The sequence below is a fragment of the Rhizobium sp. NLR16a genome, assembly GCF_017948245.1.
GTDB lineage: Bacteria > Pseudomonadota > Alphaproteobacteria > Rhizobiales > Rhizobiaceae > Rhizobium.
The window spans coordinates 2,328,838-2,347,970 of sequence record NZ_CP072865.1 but is presented as its reverse complement, the minus strand read 5'-3'; the positions used below and the strand labels follow the sequence as shown (position 1 = coordinate 2,347,970).

Here is a 19,133-nt window from a genome sequence, read left to right as displayed (position 1 = left end):
ATTGGCGGCGCCTTGTGGCAGAACGAATGTGTGAAAATCGAGTGCAGGGAGCAGCATCACGGCCGAAATCGTATCCTTCCGAAAGGAAGCGGACAGGACGGATGGATTGTTGCTCCGCTCGTTGCGCGACGGCGTGCTGCGGCTCGTGCTTAACGACCCGCCGGCCAATGTGCTTTCGATCGCGCTTCTCGAAGCGCTGATGGCTGAGCTCGAAAAGGCGCAGGCCGATTTGGATGTGCGCGTCATCGTCATCGCCTCCACCGGCGTCGTCTTTTCCGCCGGCCATGACCTCAAGGAACTCACGGCCCATCGCGTTGACGAAGATCAGGGCGCCGCTTTTTTCGAGAAAAGCTTCCGGCTCTGCGCCGATTTCATGCTGAAGATCGCGCATCTGCCAAAACCTGTTATCGCCGAGGTCGATGGGCTTGCAACGGCTGCGGGCTGTCAGCTCGTCGCCTCGTGCGATCTGGCGATCTGCACCGACACTTCGACGTTCTGCACGCCGGGTGTCAATATCGGCCTGTTCTGTTCGACGCCAATGGTGGCCGTTTCCCGTGCCGCGCACCGTAAGCAGGCTATGGAGATGCTCTTGACCGGTGAGACGATCGACGCCTCGACCGCCAAGGATTTCGGCCTCGTCAACCGCATCGTGCCGAAGCAGTATCTGGCGCAGGTCGTTTCCAAATATGCCGCCGTGATTGCCGGCAAATCGCCACTGATCCTGAAAATTGGCAAGGAAGCGTTTTATGGGCAGCTCGAACTACCAATGGAGGCGGCCTATGATTATGCCGCCAAGGTGATGGTGGACAACATGCTGACGCAGGACGCGCAGGAAGGGATCGGCGCCTTTCTCGGCAAGCGCAAGCCGGAATGGAAGGGCGAATGATCAGGCGAGTTTCAGAACCAGCACGCCGATCGCGATGACGACGCCAGCGACGTAACGCCAGATGCCGGCTTTTTCCTTGAATACGACAACCGAGAGCACCAGGGCAAAGAGGATCGAAGTTTCCCGCAGTGCAGCAACGGTCGCCACCGGCGCCTTCGTCATCGCCCAAAGTGCCAGTCCATAGGATGCAATTGATCCCGCGCCGCCGATCAGGCCGCGCCACCAGTTGCGGCGAACGTGACGCAGCACCGTCAAGCTGCCGCGCTGCGACGCCGCCCAGGCAAGTAGCAGTATCGGCGGCAGCAGCGACATCCACAACGTATAGGAAACCGCATTGCCTGAAAGACGAGCGCCGATGCCGTCAACATAAGTGTAGCTGGCGATGACGAAAGCATTGGCAATGGAGAAGGCGACCGCGTGGCCGCTGCTGCGCCGAGCCTCCAGGGCGAGCGTCAGGACGCCGGCTGAAATCGTCATGGTGCCGGCAAGAGCGGCGCCGGAAAGATTTTCGCGCAGGACGACACCGCTTGTCGCGGCGACCAGCAACGGCGCGCAACCACGCATCAGCGGATAGACGAGGCCGATATCACCGGCTCGGTAGGCGGCGGCAACCAGCTGGAAATAGGCGAACTGCAGGATGGCCGAGGCGCCGATGAACGGCCAGGCTGCGCTCTGCGGCAACGGCAGAAATGCCAGAAACGGCAGCGCGGACACCGCGCCGCCGGCCGAAATCAACGCCGCATCCAGGGATTTGTCGCTTCCCGCTTTGACGATCGCGTTCCATGTCGCATGCAGCAACGCACCGAACAGAACGAGCAGGATGACGTCGAGAGGCAAGGGATAAATCCGGTGCTGCGGAGGAAGGCGAAGCGCCTCGCCCCGACGGGGCAGAATTCTGGAAAGACAACTGATATTTGCACGAAAATGCATTGCCGCGGTCGCGGATGCGTTTTCGGTTCCCATAGCATCCTTTCAATATGCAGACAATGTCGGGCTCTGACGACAATTTTTACGTGCGCGCGATATGCGTTCAATCCAGGCGATCTTCTCAACTATGAGATGTTTCTAATGGACGAGAGAACATATATGGCTCTTACGGAGAACATAAGGGGAAAAATGCTGGGGGAAATCCGAAGCGGATCTTTCTATGCTGCTGAAATACAGATATTATTCTATAACTTTGATATACACAAAAAAGAAGCTTCAGATTGTATAATCTAGGGGAAATCGCAGCGCGCGATTGAGCTCAAAGCTTGTTTGCAAGCAGAGAAGGCGAACGGCGGCCGGGAGGAGGCGTGACGGCGGCAACGTCAGAGCTGATGATTCGGAATGAAGAGCATCCCGTCAAGGTTGTCTAGGTTTTGGCAGTTCAGAACCGGGCAGCGGGGATCGTCCTTTGACGGGATATGGGTCCACTCCGCATAATCGGTTGCGTCACAATAATTGCTGTTGCGGACGTAGCGATCATAAAGCGGTAGCCCGCGGGGAGATTGGTAGCGGAAGATGACGGCGCCCTGATTGTGGATGGCCGCCCGCACGCTGGCGCAGCTCATGGTGAGCGGGTTGTAGCGCGAAATCGCCGCTGCGGGTGACGCGGCGAGCACAAGCGTGAGGGCAAGAGCAATATTTCTCATTGAATCATCCTCAGAGCCATTCAACTCCTATATACGCAAAACACGTGCAGCCGGTTTTGTCGACATGCCAAAAAATGCCGGCGGGCTCAAAGGCATTCCCGGAATGGAGAAATGGAAATGGATCATGACGCCTACACGGATGATTATCTCACCGGAATCCTGCAATCGGTAAAGACCATCGCCCTGACCGGTGCCTCGCCCAAGCCGGCGCGGCCGAGCAACGGCGTCATGGGCTATCTGCTGTCGCGCGGCTATGAGGTCATACCCGTCAATCCGGGGCAGGCGGGCAAACAGATCCAAGGCCGCACCGTCTATGCCCGGCTTGCCGACGTTCCGGTGCCGATCGATATGGTCGACGTCTTTCGCGCCGCCGAATATCTCGATGGGGTCGTTAACGAGGCGTTGGCGCTGAGGCCGCTACCGAAGGTCATCTGGGCTCAGCTTGGCGTCCGCGACGATGCCGCGGCGGCAAAAGCGGAGGCTGCCGGCATTAGAGTGGTGATGAACCGTTGCCCGGCGATCGAATATCCCCGTCTCATTGCCTGAGCAGGGCTGCCCTGAGAGGGATTTTCCATCGAACGCCCAAGGGTTGAAACGGATCGCGATTAACTTTCGTCGGCGACAAGCTATGATCCTGCCTCGTGATCAACAATTCGGAGGGCGACATGGCCAAGAACGATCCTGGATTCAACACCTTGGCGATCCACGCAGGCGCACAGCCCGACCCAGCGACCGGCGCACGGGTGACGCCGATCTACCAGACGACCGCTTTCGTCTTCAACGATTCCGACCATGCCGCCGCCCTCTTCGGCCTGCAGGCCTTCGGTAATATTTACACCCGCATCATGAACCCGACGCAGGCCGTGCTCGAGGAACGCGTCGCCGCGCTCGAGGGCGGTACGGCGGCCCTTGCCGTCGCCTCCGGCCACGCGGCGCAGATGATCGTCTTCCACACCATCATGCGCCCGGGCGAAAATTTTATCGCCGCCCGCAAGCTCTATGGCGGCTCGATCAATCAGTTCGGCCATGCTTTCGAGAATTTCGGCTGGCAGGTGCGCTGGGCCGATTCCGCCGATCCGGCGAGCTTCGAAAGCCAGATCGACGACAAGACCCGCGGCATCTTCATCGAAAGCCTTGCCAATCCGGGCGGCACTTTCGTCGATATCGCCGCTATTGCCGACGTCGCTCATCGCCACGGCCTGCCGCTGATCGTCGACAACACGATGGCAACACCCTATCTCATCCGTCCGATCGAGCACGGCGCCGATATCGTCGTGCACTCGCTGACGAAATTTCTCGGCGGCCACGGCAACTCCATGGGCGGCCTTATCGTCGACGGCGGCACCTTCGACTGGTCGAAGTCAGGCAATTACCCGATGCTGTCTAGCCCGCGACCGGAATATAACGGCATGGTGCTGCACGCGACTTTCGGCAATTTCGCCTTTGCGATCGCTGCCCGCGTGCTCGGCCTGCGCGACCTCGGCCCGGCGATTTCGCCCTTCAATGCCTTCCTGATTCTGACCGGCATCGAGACGCTGCCGCTCAGAATGCAGCGCCACAGCGACAATGCCATCGCTGTCGCCCGGTGGCTGAAGGCGCACAGCAAGATCGCTTGGGTGAATTATGCCGGCCTTGAAGACGATCCGAACCATGCCCTGCAGCAGCGTTATTCGCCGAAGGGCGCAGGCTCCGTCTTCACCTTCGGCATCCGGGGCGGTTATGAGGCTGGCAAGACTCTGGTCGAAGGACTTGAGCTCTTCTCCCATCTGGCCAATATCGGCGACACCCGCTCGCTCGTCATTCATCCGGCCTCGACGACGCACCGGCAACTGAGCGACGAGCAGAAAATCGCCGCCGGCGCCGGACCCGACGTGGTGCGGCTTTCCATCGGCATCGAGGACGTTAACGACATCATCGCCGATCTTGAGCAGGCGCTCTCGAAGATCTGATTGTCCTTCGCAGCAAACGTTGTAATTTCGCAGACGATCATTGTCGAAATACAACCAGCGCCGCCTTGCGGATGCCTTCTGCTGGCCGCCATTGCGGGAACATTCATGCCACTCGTCATTCTCACCGGCGCATCGGGAGCCGGGAAAACTACCATTGCTGAGGCTGTCGGACGCCGGCACGGGCAGGAGATCGAAGTCTTTTACAAGGACAGCATCGGCGTTCCGCCTATGCAAGAGATGGTTGACCAATTCGGCTCCGTCGAAGAATGGCAGAGAGCGGCCACTTTCGCATGGATATCGCGACTGTCGCCGCTCCTGGCAGAAGGACGTAGCGTCCTGTTCGAGGGGCAGTCGCGTTTTTCCTTTCTGGCCGAAGCTGCCGAACGTGCCGGGATCGGTTCGCATTCCTGCCTCCTGATCGATTGCGACGACGACACCCGAGCCCGGCGCCTTTCGATTGATCGAGGCCAGCCTGAGTTGGCAAATCCGGATATGATGAACTGGGCCGCCTTCCTACGGCACGAAGCAGCGACATACGGATGCGAAATTCTCGACACATCGAAGCTGACGGTGGAACAGGGAATTGAACGAGTCCTTCGCGAATTGCGGCGGCAGCGTGTTTGATCCGGACCAAGCAGTTGAAGTTTGGCCGTTCCAGTGCGGCGGTTCGTCCGCTTGTTCTGGTAAAAGCATAGAATTCGCGCAGAGGGAGGCGCAGTTGCACCTGACGTTGGAGTTGTTTGTCCAAACGCCCCGGACATCGATTGATTTCTATCAGCGAGTCCTGGGCTTTGAAGTCGAGGGCTCGACGAGCACGGAATATGCGATGTTGAGAAACGGCGACGCCGCCATCGCGATCAATTCGCGAAGCGTCCTTTCGAGCGATCATCCGTTACGCGGCGAAATTGGCGACAGGGTCGGCCTCGGCGTCGAGATCGTCCTGAAGGTCGCTGATGTCGAGGATGCCTATCGCAAGGCGGACGAGAGCGGCTGGCCACTTTCCGCCCTCGCCGTGCAGCCTTGGGGACTGCGTGACTTTCGCCTTATCGATCCCGACGGCTATTATGTCAGAGTGACCAGTACCCACACGCACTGACAGGTCCATGATGGCGGCCATGGGCTTCGTGCCAAACGCTGAGCGGCTGCACTTCGGTGGCGACCGGTTGCAAATCGGTCGTATCAATTGCTGTCCTCGTAATCAGCGCGACCCATATCGCCGGGCCTCAGGACGCCCGGACAGGAGGTCCCTGAGCCCCTTTCTTTAGTCTCCGCTACTTCACGTTGAAGCAGTTTTATTGCTCAGTTTTCAATTCCAAATTTCAGAAAACAAGCGTATGTTGCGCGGTTAGGATTGCAGTAACCATGCCTTTGAGGGGTCGGGGACGATGTGCTGGAATACATCATCGGCATTCACGCCGGTCGCGCTTGCTTTGCGCGGTCCGGCAACACGCAAGATCGTCCGGACGCTCGGCGATGCGGCGCATCTCCTGATCAACGATTGGCCTTCTGATGACGGCGAGGAATACGTCGCTGCCGTAAAAGCCTGTGTCGATGCAATTACCGGGAAAATTAGCCCGGAACGATTCCGCGAGGCGCTTCTGCTTGCAGCCGATGAAGCGGGTATCGCTGCTCTGACAGTCGTCCCCGTCGGAGTGACAGAGCGGCGACCGGACCTGCGTTCGGCCGCGCCAAGATAGCCCCTATTTCAAGCGGCTCCTTATCAGCCTGGCATTGCGTCAGATGCGGCCGCGGCCAAGGCAGGCAAAACTCTCACAAACTGAAAGCACTACCGACAATTCTAACCGCCATCTTCACAAATGTCGCTCAAGGTGATGGGAGAAGGGGCTCCTGGAGGTTCCCAAGCGCGGTCAATGCCCTGTGAGACGAGAGACAAATTTCAAACAATCGCGCGCAGACCCTTGCCGCAAACGACACTGACAGCGGAGAGGTCCACGATGGTTGCGGCGAATTTCATCACCTTCAACATCGACAATGTCGAACCCGAGTTCGGCGCGCCGGAGCCCGCTCGGATCATCTCCGGTGATCCGCAATTTCGCACCTGGAATCTGGAGGAGGGCGACGGCGGCCTCTATTCCGGGATCTGGGAGGCGACACCCGGCAAGTGGCGGATCGTTTACGAGGAGTGGGAATATTTCAGCCTGCTGTCAGGCCATTCGATCGTCACGGAGGACGGCGGTGAGCCGGTCCACCTGAGGGAGGGCGACCGAATGATCTTGAGGCCCGGCTTCAAGGGAACCTGGGAAGTCGTTGAAACGACTCGCAAGGACTATGTGATCAAGGTCTGAACAGCGGCTGCGAGCCGGCTTTGGCGATGGCGGTCTGTCCCGGTTTGCGGCGATTATGATCCGTTTCCCCCGAAATAACCGCCTCTCTTTCACGGATAGAGGGCATTTGATCTTTCCCATTAACGAGACCTACATCGTCAAATGCTAGACCTTATCTGCAGCGCATTGCGGACATGATGTCTCCTGCCGTCACCACAGACATGACCTTGCAGTTCATCTTTTCGGGATTGGCATGTCGTCGAATCTTGCGGGTAGGCACGTTCGAACCCAAACGTCTTCCATCATTGCGACAACCGTTTTCTTCCTCGTCGTCGCGCTCGTCTTGACCGGCCTCATGGCGCATGTCGTCGCCACGATGACGCGGTCGGCGAACGAAATCGATGATGCCAGAGCCAGCCGCGCCGCTCGCGCGGCGATCGCAGCCTTTGTCAGCCGCCTGAGCGCGACAACGACTGACAACGCCGTATGGGATGATGCCTATAAGGCGATCGCATCTCCCGGCGCCGCGGATTGGGCTTATGAGAACTGGGGTAAAACCAGCGAGGATTATCCGCTTTACGACGGCGCCATCGTGACCGGTCCCGACCGCTCGTCGATCGTCTCCGCCTATGCCAAAGGCAAGCCCTTCCAGCCGAGCGCCTTTTTCGGCGAAGCTTTCTACCGGCAGATCAATACGGCCACCGATTTCGGACAGGCGCCGGTTGTCAATTTCATCAAGACGGAAACCGGCATCGCGCTCATCGCGTCACAACCGATCCAGCCTTATCAAGCGGAAGGCGAGCTTCCGACGAAGCTCAGCGTGCTGAGCTTCTACAAGGAATTCAACTCGGACGTTCTCAGCACGCTTTCGAACGAACACGAACTCGAGGGCTTGCGCCTTGCCGCCGCGCCCGAGCCGAGTCTGCTGAACACACCGATCACGGATATGAAGGGTGGCGTCATCGGCCATCTCGTCTGGCCGAGCAAAGCGCCGGGAAGCGCCGTGTTCCGACAGGTCTACCCTTTTGTTGCGGCCGCTATCATCATTCTCGTGCTGTTCCTGGCCGGCGTTCTGCTGGTGGGCGCAGCCGAAGCGCGGCGTCTTCGTCAACTGGCGCAAGCAGCGATTTTCGAAGCGAACCACGATAGCCTGAGCGGCCTCCTGAACAGGCATGGGCTTCTCGCCCTGCTGGAAGACCTGAAAGGCTCGGAGATTTCGCCGCCTCGGCTCTACCTGGTCGATCTCGACGGTTTCAAGGCGGTCAATGACGCCTGGGGGCATGCGGTCGGGGATGATCTGATCCGGATCGTCTCGAACGCGCTGATCGCCTGCCACCCCGAAGTCGTTGCCGTGGCCCGGTTGGGGGGCGACGAGTTCGCTCTGGTCCAGGTCGGAACTGTCGCGCGTCAGGAGATAGAAGAGACGATTCTGGCGCTGTTTGCCGAACCCTTCAAAATCGATGGACGAACGATCGAGGTTGGCGCGAGCATCGGCGCTGCTGCGCGTGACGCAGACATTGAGCCCCTGGAGCTTTTGCGCAGGGCTGACATGGCGCTCTACCGCGCCAAGGAAAATGGCAGAGGGCGGGCGATCGAATACGACCCCGAGTTGGATCGGGAGCGCCAAAGGGTCGCCGAACTGGAAACTCTGTTGAAGAATGCCATCGGCAATGGCGCGATCGAAGCCGTCTTCCAACCTCTCGTTTCGGCGACGACGGGCGTTGTCACCGGTCTTGAAGCGCTAGCCCGCTGGCGCACTGCGACAGGAAATATCAGTCCGGAGATTTTCATTCCGCTTGCTGAAAGATGCGGCCTCATCGATGCTCTCGGCGGTCACATGCTGAAAACATCGATCGAGCACGCCAAGAACTGGCCCGGTTTAGCGTTATCCGTCAACGTTTCGCCGGTCCAGCTCTGCAATCCGGAATTTGCCGCCGAGGTGATCTCTCTCCTGCAGGAACTCGATTTCGATCCCAGGCGCCTGACATTGGAAATCACCGAAGGCGTCCTCATGACCAATCCGGATCAGGCGCGTCGGTCGATAGATCACCTCAAGCGGGTCGGTATCAAATTCGCGCTCGACGACTTCGGCTGCGGCTATGCAAGCATCGGCGCATTGCGGCAGTTCGGCTTTGATCGGATGAAGATCGATCGCTCGCTGGTCTCCGCTCTCGACCAGGCCTCCAATGGCGCCGATGTTCTCAAGGCGACCATCGCTTTGGCGACCGCTCTGCAGATTCCCGTGACCGCGGAAGGCATCGAGAATATCCGCCAGGCGGCGATCTTGCGGGAGGCCGGCTGCGACCAACTGCAAGGCTATTTGATCGGAAAACCCATGTCGGCGCTCGACATATCCAGCAAGCTTCAAGAACAGGCAGCGTAATGCCGCGAGATCGCACAAGCACGCCGCGCAGAGCTTCCGCTGATCTGCCGACCGGCGCCGATCACCACCGGAGATCCAGCCGGTCGAGCCCGTGAAAATGATAGACGTCCTTGACGACGGGCGTCTTCGCCAGCCTGAGGCCGGAAAGCCGTTCGAACAGGATCGGCAGGACGACGTTGAGCTCCAGCCGAGCCAGCGGTGCGCCGATGCAGAAATGGATGCCGGCGCCGAAGGAGAGGTTCGGCGCCTCGTTTCGGTCTGGCCGGAAGGCGAGGGGGTCGGTGAATTTCGCCGGGTCGAGATTGGCGGCGGCGAGGATGAGGCTTACCTTGTCGCCGCGCCTGAAGGAAACGCCGTCGATCTCAGCGGGCTCGAGCGCCCAGCGCTGGAAGATGTGGACGGGCGCGCAGATACGCAGGGTTTCCTCGACGGTGCGCTCCGTCGCCGCTTCATCCCGGAAGAGTTCTGCCGGATCGCAGCCGCTGTCGAGGATGGTGTGTACGGAGTTGCCGATCTGGTGCACGGTCGCTTCATGGCCGGCATTGAGCAGCACGATCGTCGTTGAAATGAGCTCCTCCTCGGTGAGGTACTGACCCTTGTGCTCCGTGTGGATCATGTGGGTCAGCAGGTCATCGCGCGGCTCGGCCCGGCGTTCAGCGATCACTACTCTGACATAGTCGGAAAATTCTCTGGCGGCCCGTTCGGCCTCTTCTTCTTGCCGGCGCGTGCGGCCGAACATGTACATGCGCACATAGGCATGCGACCAGGCGAGCAGTTGCGGCCCCATCTCCTCCGGGATGCCGATCATCCGCGCGATCATCGTCACCGGGATGATGTCGGCAAAGGCCGAGAGCAGCTCGACCTCGCCCTTCTGCGCGAAGCCGTCGATCAGCCGGTTGGCAAGCTCGACAAGCTCCGGCTTCATCTTCTCGACATGGCGGGAGACGAAGGCGCGATTGACGAGCGTGCGCAGCCGCGTGTGCTCGGGTGGTTCGAGCTCGAGCAGGGAATAACGTTCCGAGAGATCGAAACTTTCAAGATGCGCCATCGGCTCGGCAAGGCCGAGTTCCTCGCGGCTGGCGATATGCAGGATCTGCCGGCCGAAGCGGCGGTCGCGCAGCAGCGCGTTCACATGGTCGTAGCCGGTGAAGAACCACTGTTTCTGCTCGGTCCAGTAGAAGGTCGGACAATGGGCGTGGAGCGCGGCGTAAACGGCATTCGGGTTGCCGTAGAAGGCCGGATTGCGGGCGTCCAGCGAGACATGGCGGAGGGCAGGGTCGATCGAAAGGAAGGGCGGTAACGTCATGAACCGAGGCTTAGCGGATTTACCGGCCCTCGAAAAGATGTGGAGAGGCGTGTTGGGCACGGAACCAGGAGCGCCCGATCTGAATGCGCCAACGGCTTTAAGATCTGTGTCTAAGCCCGGGGATTGATTCTGCTTTTTTTGACTTACGGCTAACTGGCCCGTGACAGGGCGCCCATGCGCCGCAGCGCCTCGACCTGGTCGTCGACCGTCGGCACGAGTTCGCCGGCGGTGGTGCTCGGCGTGGCCGGCGCCGGGGCCGCCGCTTCCTCTTCGCCGAAGGTGACCGTGCAATTGCGGCCGGCGGCTTTGGCCGCATAGAGGGCTCGGTCGGCGGCCGAGATCAGCTTGTCGATATTGGCGTCGATCGAGGAGGCGAGGGCGACGCCAATGCTGACCGTGACCGGAACGATCGCTTCGCCAGTGCTGACGGGAAGGCGGCAGAATTCGGTGCGGATCGCTTCGGCGATCGCCTCGGCTTCCGTCTGGTCTGTGACGCTCGCGAAGGCGGCGAATTCCTCGCCGCCCATGCGGCCGAAGATGTTGTTTGGAATATATTGCCGGGCCATGCGAGCGAAGGCGGTGAGCACGGCGTCGCCGGACTGATGGCCGAAGCGGTCGTTGACGCGCTTGAAATGATCGAGGTCGAAAAGGATCACCGCGACCTGCCGCTGCTCGCTATGGGCTCTCTCCTGGATGGACTCGAAATAGCCGAGCAGGCCACGACGGTTGAGCACGCCGGTCAGGGAATCGGTCAGCGTCATCGCGCGTAGATGCCGTTCGGAGCGTTCCATGACCAGTCGGCAAGTGAGCGCGAAGGCGATGGTGAGCAAGAAGGCGCTTGCCATGGCGGAGACACCGCCGAGATTGGTCGCCTCGATATCGCTTGGCAGCGTCACCGCCATCGTCAGCGCCGAGCCGAAACACAGGCAGCCCTGGATAACGAACACCCCCATCAGCTTGATGCGGGTGCGCTCGCGGCGCATGTCGCCGGCGGCGACCGCCATGGCCAATGCCGTGGCACCCGTCGCAGAAGCGAGATTATAGAGCACGACGCGGTTGGAATAATCGGTGTTGACCCAGGGCAAAAAGACCCCGGCAAGCCAGATTGCCGGCGGCAGCAGAGCCCACCATTCGATCTTTTTGCGGTCGAGCGCCAGAAAGCCCGCCACCCAGGCGCTCTGGCCGAGCAGCGCGATGGCATTGCCCACCTCGATGGAAAGCAGGCTGGGGATTTCGCTGCGCAGCGAGATCATCGCAAAGCCGATGGCGGTCAGAAAGAAGCCGAGGCCCCAATAGAGATAGGCTTCGTTCCTGACATTGTGGCGCCAGGCGACGAAAAGCACCAAAGCGAGCGTCATGGCCTCCGAACACCAGATGGCGAGACCCGTAGCGATATTGAACACGGCAGCAACCCCTTGCCCGTCGACCTGTCTGTTGGCCCGCATCCTTGCGGAGGAAGCTCGCCAGTTCCTTAATGTCGCTGCACTGCGGCATGATTTTCGGCCGGTATCTGGCGATAGGCTTTCCGTTGAGTAAACGTGCATGAGCGCTGTCGAATGGAGTAACCTTTCCTTCATCCTGTCATGGAGAAAAGCCGGGGAGTCGACATCGAGGGCTCGCGGCCAACAGGCGTTTGCGAGAAAGAGGCTGCCGGCGTCGAAGCCCTGCGGCCTTGCCCTCCTTCTTAACGTTATCCCAATGCGTGTCTTGAAGAGGAGGGCAGGGACACTCTATGTAGGGATAAGACATTTTCTTTGATTCCCGGCCTGCCGGCATGACGTTGACAAAGGACGCACATGAGAAACCCAGTTGATACCGCAATGGCCCTCGTGCCGATGGTCGTGGAACAGACCAACCGCGGTGAACGCTCCTACGACATCTATTCCCGCCTGTTGAAGGAACGCATCATCTTCCTGACCGGCGCCGTCGAGGATCACATGGCGACTCTCGTCTGCGCCCAGTTGCTTTTCCTCGAGGCCGAAAACCCGAAGAAGGAAATCGCTCTCTACATCAATTCTCCCGGTGGCGTCGTCACCGCCGGCATGGCGATCTACGACACGATGCAGTTCATCAAACCTGCTGTGTCGACGCTCTGCATCGGCCAGGCGGCGTCCATGGGTTCGCTGCTGTTGGCGGCCGGCCATAAGGACATGCGCTTCGCCACCCCGAATTCCCGCATCATGGTTCATCAGCCCTCGGGCGGCTTCCAGGGCCAGGCCTCGGACATCGAGCGCCACGCCCGCGACATCCTCAAGATGAAGCGCCGCCTGAACGAAGTCTACGTCAAGCACACCGGCCGCAGCTACGAGGAAGTTGAAAAGACCCTCGATCGTGACCATTTCATGGATGCGGACGAGGCCCAGGGCTGGGGCGTGATCGACAAGGTTTTGACGTCGCGCCTCGAGATGGAAGGCGAGCAGGCCTAGTAATTAATTGGGATGGTGTTTTTGCCGCCACAGTTCTATCTCATTTGTGATCGAACAAGGCTTTCATCTGGCGGCGAAGACGCTAATAGTAACTATTAATGCTATGTTGAATTTTTATGACATAGCATTTGGCATTCGAAGGGGATTCGTTGCCGCCGGAACCCGAACATGGTTGATTGGGACCGGTTCGTAGCCCCTGAAGCCCTTCTCGGCAAAGGCTCCGGAAACGGAGTGCCGCCAGGAGCTGATAGAGTGGACCGCGATTTCGCCTTGAAATGCGGCGTGCTGGAAGGAAAATGATATGAGCAAGGTCAGCGGCAGCAACGGCGGCGACTCCAAGAACACCCTCTATTGTTCGTTCTGCGGAAAGAGCCAGCACGAAGTCCGGAAACTGATTGCCGGACCGACCGTCTTCATCTGCGATGAATGCGTCGAATTGTGCATGGACATCATCCGCGAGGAAAACAAGTCCTCGATGGTCAAGTCCCGCGACGGCGTTCCGACGCCCCAGGACATCATCAAGGTCCTCGACGAATATGTCATCGGCCAGCGCCAGGCGAAGAAGATCCTGTCGGTTGCCGTTCACAACCATTACAAGCGCCTGGCGCACGCCTCCAAGAACGGCGAAGTCGAGCTGGCGAAGTCGAACATCATGCTGGTCGGACCGACCGGCTGCGGCAAGACCTATCTTGCCCAGACCCTGGCCCGCATCATCGACGTTCCCTTCACGATGGCCGATGCGACGACGCTGACGGAAGCCGGCTATGTCGGTGAGGACGTCGAAAACATCATCTTGAAGCTCCTGCAGGCGGCCGACTACAATGTCGAGCGCGCCCAGCGCGGCATCGTCTACATCGACGAAGTCGACAAGATTTCGCGCAAGTCCGACAATCCGTCGATCACCCGCGACGTCTCGGGCGAGGGCGTCCAGCAGGCGCTTCTGAAGATCATGGAAGGCACGGTCGCTTCCGTCCCGCCGCAGGGCGGCCGCAAGCACCCGCAGCAGGAATTCCTGCAGGTCGACACGACGAACATCCTATTCATCTGCGGCGGCGCTTTCGCCGGTCTCGACAAGATCATCTCCGCCCGTGGCGAGAAGACCTCGATCGGCTTCGGCGCGACCGTCAAGGCCCAGGACGACCGCCGCGTCGGCGAAGTCCTGCGCGAACTGGAGCCGGAAGATCTGGTCAAGTTCGGCCTCATCCCGGAATTCATCGGCCGTCTGCCGGTTCTGGCGACGCTCGAGGATCTCGACGAGGATGCGCTGATCCAGATCCTGTCCGAGCCGAAGAACGCGCTGATCAAGCAGTATCAGCGCCTGTTCGAGATGGAAGACGTCGAACTGACCTTCCACGAGGACGCGCTGCGCGAAATCGCCCGCAAGGCGATTGTGCGCAAAACCGGTGCCCGCGGCCTTCGCTCGATCATGGAGAAGATCCTGCTCGACACGATGTTCGAACTGCCGACGCTGGAAGGCGTGCGCGAGGTCGTCATCTCCGAGGAAGTGGTGCGCGGTTCGGCCCGTCCGCTTTACATCTATGCCGATCGCCAGGAAGAAAAGGCCAACGCGTCGGCGTGACCTTGGACTTTCGCACGATTCTTTTGGGGGCTTGCCATTGGCGGGCCCCTTTCTATTTGAAAAACCATGCGAGGCGCTGTTAGTATTTGCAGTGGGGACCGGATATGCCTTTGCCGATGTTGTGCAAGGGTGATGCTTGGCAATGATGCGATGATCTCGTAAGCCTGTTGCCGACGTTGTATTTTAGCCTGGTCGGAAGTGGTAAGCGCCGGTCCAGCCACGCGCTTCATAGTGTTGGCGTTCCGTTGTAATAAAGCTGTCACGTCCGGGGAACGCGGGCGTTAGCGTGGCTTGAAAAGCGTAGTCAGAACCTCCACTTGTAGAGCCAAGTGAGAGCCGGCCGGTCCCAAGCGGCCGTGCAGAGAGCCCGGTAACGGGACGATGGAAAGGACAAAAAAATGACGAAGAAAACGTCTGTAGCGAGCAGCACCGCCTACCCTGTTTTGCCTTTGCGCGACATCGTGGTGTTCCCGCATATGATCGTGCCGCTGTTCGTCGGACGGGAAAAATCGATCCGTGCGCTCGAAGAAGTCATGGGCTCGGACAAGCAGATCATGCTGGTGACGCAGATCAACGCCAGCGACGATGATCCGGACCCTTCGGCGATTCACAATGTCGGCACGGTGGCCAACGTGCTGCAGCTCCTGAAGCTGCCCGACGGCACCGTCAAGGTTCTCGTCGAAGGCCGCGCTCGCGCCGAGATCGACACCTATACCAGCCGCGAGGATTTCTACGAGGCGCTCGGCCATGTGCTCGAGGAGCCCCATGACGATCCGGTCGAGCTGGAAGCGTTGTCGCGCTCGGTCGTCTCCGAATTCGAAAGCTATGTGAAGCTCAACAAGAAAATTTCGCCCGAAGTGGTCGGCGCCGCCAGCCAGATCGACGACTATTCCAAGCTCGCCGATACGGTCGCCTCGCATCTGTCGATCAAGATCACCGAGAAGCAGGAGATGCTGGAGACGACCAGCGTCAAGCAGCGTCTCGAAAAGGCTCTCGGCTTCATGGAAGGCGAGATCTCGGTCCTGCAGGTCGAAAAGCGCATCCGCTCGCGCGTCAAGCGCCAGATGGAGAAGACCCAGCGCGAATACTACCTCAATGAGCAGATGAAGGCGATCCAGAAGGAGCTCGGTGACGGCGAGGAAGGCCGCGACGAGATGAGCGAACTGGAAGAGCGCATCGCCAAGACCAAGCTGTCCAAGGAAGCCCGTGAAAAGGCCGAGGCGGAGCTGAAGAAGCTGCGCCAGATGAGCCCGATGTCGGCGGAAGCCACCGTCGTGCGCAATTATCTCGATTGGCTGCTCGGCATCCCGTGGGGCAAGAAGTCGAAGATCAAGGCCGACCTCAACAATGCCGAGAAGATCCTCGAAGCCGATCACTTCGGTCTCGACAAGGTCAAGGAGCGCATCGTCGAATATCTGGCCGTGCAGGCGCGTGCCACCAAGATCAAAGGCCCGATCCTCTGCCTCGTCGGCCCTCCGGGCGTCGGCAAGACCTCGCTGGCCCAGTCGATCGCCAAGGCGACCGGCCGTGAGTATGTCCGCATGGCGCTCGGCGGCGTTCGCGACGAAGCCGAAATCCGCGGTCACCGCCGCACCTATATCGGCTCGATGCCCGGCAAGGTCATCCAGTCGATGAAGAAAGCGAAGAAGTCCAACCCGCTCTTCCTGCTCGATGAAATCGACAAGATGGGCATGGACTTCCGCGGCGATCCGTCCTCGGCCCTGCTCGAAGTGCTCGATCCGGCGCAGAACTCGACCTTCATGGACCATTACCTGGAAGTCGAATACGACCTCTCCGACGTGATGTTCATCACGACGGCGAATACGCTGAACATTCCGGCGCCGCTGATGGACCGCATGGAAATCATCCGTATCGCCGGCTACACCGAGGATGAAAAGCGCGAGATCGCCAAGCGGCACCTGTTGCCGAAGGCCATCAAGGAACATGCGTTGCAGCCGGAAGAATTCTCGGTCAGCGACGATGCCCTGATGGCAATCAGCCAGCAGTATACCCGCGAAGCAGGTGTCCGTAGCTTCGAACGCGAATTGATGAAGCTCGCCCGCAAGGCGGTCACCGAGATCATCAAGGGCAAGACGAAGTCCGTTCACGTGACGGCCGCCAACATCGCCGACTATCTCGGCGTCCCGCGCTTCCGCCATGGCGAGGCCGAGGGCGAGGATCAGGTCGGCGTCGTGACCGGTCTTGCCTGGACGGAAGTCGGCGGCGAGCTGCTGACCATCGAAGGTGTGATGATGCCGGGCAAGGGCCGCATGACGGTTACCGGCAATCTGAAGGACGTCATGAAGGAATCGATCTCGGCGGCGGCCTCCTATGTCCGCTCGCGCGCTGTCGATTTCGGCATCGAACCGCCTATGTTCGAAAAGAACGACATCCACGTGCACGTGCCGGAAGGGGCGACGCCGAAGGATGGCCCGTCGGCCGGTGTCGCCATGGCAACCGCCATTGTCTCGATCATGACCGGCATCCCGGTCAACAAGCATGTGGCCATGACCGGTGAAATCACCCTCCGCGGCCGTGTGCTGCCGATCGGCGGCCTCAAGGAAAAGCTGCTAGCAGCGCTTCGCGGCGGCATCAAGAAGGTGCTGATTCCGGAGGAGAACGCCAAGGACCTGGCGGAGATTCCGGACAATGTGAAGAACAACATGGAGATCATTCCGGTCTCGCGGATGGGCGAGGTGATCAAGCACGCGCTGATCCGGCGGCCGGAGCCGATCGAGTGGGATGGGACGGTGGAAACGCCCGTCATCACTTCGGTCGAAGGCCTCGATGACACGGGCGCAACCATAGCGCATTGAGTGGCATTTGCCACATTTGTGCCCTATTGGCGCAAAAGACGCAAAAAGGCTGGCGGAAACGCCAGCCTTTTTTGTGAAAACGTCATGGAGACGCTTGCTTTTCCTTGATTTGCAGGGCTTTTGGGTTCCCGGCGGGCCTGATGAAACCTAATCTGCGCCTAGCTTAGATTTGAGTCGTTTCATACCATTTAGAAAGGGGTGGAAACATGAACAAGAATGAACTCGTGTCCGCAGTCGCCGAAAAGGCAGGACTGACGAAGTCTGACGCGGCTTCCGCTGTTGACGCGGTTTTTGACGTTGTCCAGGCCGAACTCAAGAACAAGGGCGACATCCGCCTCGCTGGTTTCGGCAGCTTCACCGTTTCTCATCGCGCTGCAACGAAGGGCCGTAACCCGTCGACCGGCGCTGAAGTCGATATCCCGGCTCGCAACGTTCCGAAGTTCACGCCCGGCAAGGGCCTGAAGGACGCCGTCAACGGCTGATTTGATCGTCCGCCGGCCGTAAACGAGAACGGTTGAGCAGGATTTCGAGGGGTTCGGCGCGCCGGACCCCTTTTTGTTTTGCCGCTTGCCGCAGGCAGCGCTTTGTTTTACGAACGGTGCTGTTCTCAGGGCGGGGTGAAAGTCCCCACCGGCGGTAAGGGCTGCGGCCCGAGCCCGCGAGCGCCTTCCGAGGCTTTGGCCGGGGAAGGGTCAGCAGATCCGGTGCGATTCCGGAGCCGACGGTATAGTCCGGATGAAAGAGAATGAGCATGGCCGCGAGCGGGCAGGGGACTGCCGGCGTCTGCGCGCCGTCGCCTCATGCGTCCTGATTTATGTTGGTCGCCTGCATAATTCCCTAAATCGGAATCGATTTGAGGATGAAATTATGCAGCAATTAAAAGCGCTACAGCGTCCTTTGCGCGTCTGGAAAGACGCGCGGCGCTGTAGTTCTGGGTGGAAGACATGAATCAGAATTCCCTTACAATGCAGCGTTCCCGCGCCTTTGCTGGCGCTGCTTTCATGGTGCTTGGAGGCGTCGCTTTCTCGCTGCTCAACGTCGTCACCCAATGGCTGACCATGAAGCTCGCCTTTCCGCCAGCCTCTGCTGCTTTCTGGCAATATGCCTTCGCCTTCCTCTTCTCCTTGCCCTTCCTGCGCAAATCCGGCCTTGAGGCTATGCGTACGAACTATCCCTGGCGGCACGTCGTGCGCGTCGTCTTTGCCGCGCTCGGCGTCGAGGCCTGGGTTTCCGGTCTTGCCTCAGTGCCGATCTGGCAGGCGATCGCGCTGGTCATGACCTCACCCTTCTTCATCATTCTCGGTGCCCGCCTGTTCCTCGGTGAGCGCGTCGGCGCGGCCCGCTGGGCAGCGACCGGTGTCGGCTTTGCCGGCGCCATGATCATCCTCCAGCCATGGTCGGACAGCTTCACCTGGGCAGCGCTCCTGCCGGTACTCTCGGCACTGCTCTGGGGTGCCTCGTCGCTCATCACCAAGAGCCTGACCGGTATCGAGAGGCCGGAGACCATCATCGTCTGGTTGTTGGTGCTGCTGACGCCGATCAACGGCGGTCTGGCGCTTGCTGCGGGCTTCGCAGTGCCGCCAGGCACGACACTCGCGCTCTTCCTTCTGGCAGGCCTCCTGACGGTCGTGGCGCAGTATCTGCTGACCCTTGCCTATGCCAGCGCCGACGCCGCCTATGTCCAGCCCTTCGATGACCTGAAGCTGCCGCTCAACGTGCTCGCCGGCTGGCTGTTCTTCGGCTATGCGCCCGCCGGCTATCTGTGGCTGGGCGCTGCACTCATTCTTTCCGCGTCGCTCTTCATCATGAGGAACGAGATGCGTCGGGAAAAACAGGCAGCCTGACGCCGACCCTCTGAAATTTTGGGGG

The 19,133-nt window shown here is 59.9% G+C and carries 17 protein-coding genes and 1 riboswitch; of the genes, 13 read left to right on the top strand and 4 right to left on the bottom strand.

The window, feature by feature from the left end; genetic code table 11:
- Nucleotides 1–55 precede the first annotated feature (55 nt).
- Nucleotides 56–886, top strand: a complete 831-nt coding sequence (locus J7U39_RS11535; protein ID WP_210631651.1) for an enoyl-CoA hydratase — start codon at nt 56–58, stop codon at nt 884–886.
- Here J7U39_RS11535 and J7U39_RS11530 read toward each other — a convergent pair whose 3' ends face one another.
- Nucleotides 887–1,723, bottom strand: a complete 837-nt coding sequence (locus J7U39_RS11530) for an EamA family transporter (protein ID WP_210628316.1) — start codon at nt 1,721–1,723, stop codon at nt 887–889. It abuts the gene before it with no gap.
- 473 nt (nt 1,724–2,196) lie between these two features.
- A complete protein-coding gene (locus J7U39_RS11525; RefSeq protein WP_210628315.1) occupies nt 2,197–2,520 on the bottom strand; it encodes a hypothetical protein in 324 nt (107 codons plus the stop codon).
- A gap of 117 nt (nt 2,521–2,637) precedes the next feature.
- On the opposite strand from J7U39_RS11525, the gene J7U39_RS11520 reads away from it, so the two are divergent.
- The 7 genes from J7U39_RS11520 to J7U39_RS11490 all read left to right on the top strand — a co-directional run bounded on the left by J7U39_RS11520 (nt 2,638) and on the right by J7U39_RS11490 (nt 9,137).
- Nucleotides 2,638–3,066: a CoA-binding protein gene (locus J7U39_RS11520; protein WP_210628314.1), complete on the top strand. Its 429-nt coding sequence runs from the start codon at nt 2,638–2,640 to the stop codon at nt 3,064–3,066.
- Between the two features lie 119 nt (nt 3,067–3,185).
- Nucleotides 3,186–4,469 (top strand): O-acetylhomoserine aminocarboxypropyltransferase, encoded by a 1,284-nt coding sequence (locus tag J7U39_RS11515; protein WP_210628313.1) that lies wholly within the window; start codon nt 3,186–3,188, stop codon nt 4,467–4,469.
- Nucleotides 4,470–4,574: 105 nt separating this feature from the next.
- Nucleotides 4,575–5,093: an AAA family ATPase gene (locus J7U39_RS11510; protein WP_210628312.1), complete on the top strand. Its 519-nt coding sequence runs from the start codon at nt 4,575–4,577 to the stop codon at nt 5,091–5,093.
- A 94-nt stretch (nt 5,094–5,187) separates the two neighbouring features.
- Nucleotides 5,188–5,565 (top strand): VOC family protein, encoded by a 378-nt coding sequence (locus tag J7U39_RS11505; protein ID WP_210631650.1) that lies wholly within the window; start codon nt 5,188–5,190, stop codon nt 5,563–5,565.
- A 289-nt stretch (nt 5,566–5,854) separates the two neighbouring features.
- Entirely contained in the window at nt 5,855–6,166 is a 312-nt protein-coding gene (locus J7U39_RS11500; protein ID WP_210628311.1) for a DUF982 domain-containing protein, read from the top strand.
- A 258-nt stretch (nt 6,167–6,424) separates the two neighbouring features.
- The gene (locus J7U39_RS11495) at nt 6,425–6,775 is read left to right on the top strand and encodes a cupin domain-containing protein (protein ID WP_210628310.1); all 351 of its coding nucleotides are present in this window, start codon (nt 6,425–6,427) and stop codon (nt 6,773–6,775) included.
- Nucleotides 6,776–7,007: 232 nt separating this feature from the next.
- Entirely contained in the window at nt 7,008–9,137 is a 2,130-nt protein-coding gene (locus J7U39_RS11490) for a bifunctional diguanylate cyclase/phosphodiesterase (RefSeq protein ID WP_210628309.1), read from the top strand.
- 61 nt (nt 9,138–9,198) lie between these two features.
- Here the strand turns inward: J7U39_RS11490 and J7U39_RS11485 are convergent, their stop codons facing one another.
- Together J7U39_RS11485 and J7U39_RS11480 are read right to left on the bottom strand one after the other, a co-directional pair.
- Entirely contained in the window at nt 9,199–10,443 is a 1,245-nt protein-coding gene (locus tag J7U39_RS11485; RefSeq protein WP_210628308.1) for a cytochrome P450, read from the bottom strand.
- Between the two features lie 149 nt (nt 10,444–10,592).
- On the bottom strand, nt 10,593–12,020 hold the full coding sequence (locus tag J7U39_RS11480; protein ID WP_210628307.1) for a GGDEF domain-containing protein: 1,428 nt from the start codon (nt 12,018–12,020) through the stop codon (nt 10,593–10,595).
- A 219-nt stretch (nt 12,021–12,239) separates the two neighbouring features.
- On the opposite strand from J7U39_RS11480, the gene clpP reads away from it, so the two are divergent.
- The 5 genes from clpP (at nt 12,240) to J7U39_RS11455 (ending at nt 19,108) form a co-directional block, all read left to right on the top strand.
- Nucleotides 12,240–12,869 (top strand): ATP-dependent Clp endopeptidase proteolytic subunit ClpP, encoded by a 630-nt coding sequence (clpP, locus tag J7U39_RS11475; RefSeq protein ID WP_038688182.1) that lies wholly within the window; start codon nt 12,240–12,242, stop codon nt 12,867–12,869.
- A 301-nt stretch (nt 12,870–13,170) separates the two neighbouring features.
- Entirely contained in the window at nt 13,171–14,448 is a 1,278-nt protein-coding gene (gene clpX, locus J7U39_RS11470; RefSeq protein WP_004680013.1) for an ATP-dependent Clp protease ATP-binding subunit ClpX, read from the top strand.
- A 398-nt stretch (nt 14,449–14,846) separates the two neighbouring features.
- A complete protein-coding gene (lon, locus tag J7U39_RS11465) occupies nt 14,847–17,264 on the top strand; it encodes an endopeptidase La (RefSeq protein ID WP_210628306.1) in 2,418 nt (805 codons plus the stop codon).
- Nucleotides 17,265–17,470: 206 nt separating this feature from the next.
- Nucleotides 17,471–17,746, top strand: a complete 276-nt coding sequence (gene hupB, locus J7U39_RS11460) for a DNA-binding protein HupB (protein ID WP_003558438.1) — start codon at nt 17,471–17,473, stop codon at nt 17,744–17,746.
- Between the two features lie 117 nt (nt 17,747–17,863).
- Nucleotides 17,864–18,015, top strand: a riboswitch (FMN riboswitch).
- Nucleotides 18,016–18,208: 193 nt separating this feature from the next.
- On the top strand, nt 18,209–19,108 hold the full coding sequence (locus tag J7U39_RS11455) for a DMT family transporter (protein ID WP_210628305.1): 900 nt from the start codon (nt 18,209–18,211) through the stop codon (nt 19,106–19,108).
- Nucleotides 19,109–19,133 lie beyond the last annotated feature (25 nt).

What these genes read in the sequence shown, in the direction of transcription:
- J7U39_RS11525 (WP_210628315.1), bottom strand. Translation starts at nt 2,520, where the DNA reads ATGAGAAATATTGCTCTTGCCCTCACGCTTGTGCTCGCCGCGTCACCC.
- J7U39_RS11520 (WP_210628314.1), top strand. Translation starts at nt 2,638, where the DNA reads ATGGATCATGACGCCTACACGGATGATTATCTCACCGGAATCCTGCAA.
- J7U39_RS11515 (WP_210628313.1), top strand. Translation starts at nt 3,186, where the DNA reads ATGGCCAAGAACGATCCTGGATTCAACACCTTGGCGATCCACGCAGGC.
- J7U39_RS11510 (WP_210628312.1), top strand. Translation starts at nt 4,575, where the DNA reads ATGCCACTCGTCATTCTCACCGGCGCATCGGGAGCCGGGAAAACTACC.
- J7U39_RS11500 (WP_210628311.1), top strand. Translation starts at nt 5,855, where the DNA reads ATGTGCTGGAATACATCATCGGCATTCACGCCGGTCGCGCTTGCTTTG.
- J7U39_RS11495 (WP_210628310.1), top strand. Translation starts at nt 6,425, where the DNA reads ATGGTTGCGGCGAATTTCATCACCTTCAACATCGACAATGTCGAACCC.
- J7U39_RS11490 (WP_210628309.1), top strand. Translation starts at nt 7,008, where the DNA reads ATGTCGTCGAATCTTGCGGGTAGGCACGTTCGAACCCAAACGTCTTCC.
- J7U39_RS11485 (WP_210628308.1), bottom strand. Translation starts at nt 10,443, where the DNA reads ATGACGTTACCGCCCTTCCTTTCGATCGACCCTGCCCTCCGCCATGTC.
- J7U39_RS11480 (WP_210628307.1), bottom strand. Translation starts at nt 12,020, where the DNA reads ATGAAGGAAAGGTTACTCCATTCGACAGCGCTCATGCACGTTTACTCA.
- clpP (WP_038688182.1), top strand. Translation starts at nt 12,240, where the DNA reads ATGAGAAACCCAGTTGATACCGCAATGGCCCTCGTGCCGATGGTCGTG.
- clpX (WP_004680013.1), top strand. Translation starts at nt 13,171, where the DNA reads ATGAGCAAGGTCAGCGGCAGCAACGGCGGCGACTCCAAGAACACCCTC.
- lon (WP_210628306.1), top strand. Translation starts at nt 14,847, where the DNA reads ATGACGAAGAAAACGTCTGTAGCGAGCAGCACCGCCTACCCTGTTTTG.
- hupB (WP_003558438.1), top strand. Translation starts at nt 17,471, where the DNA reads ATGAACAAGAATGAACTCGTGTCCGCAGTCGCCGAAAAGGCAGGACTG.
- J7U39_RS11455 (WP_210628305.1), top strand. Translation starts at nt 18,209, where the DNA reads ATGAATCAGAATTCCCTTACAATGCAGCGTTCCCGCGCCTTTGCTGGC.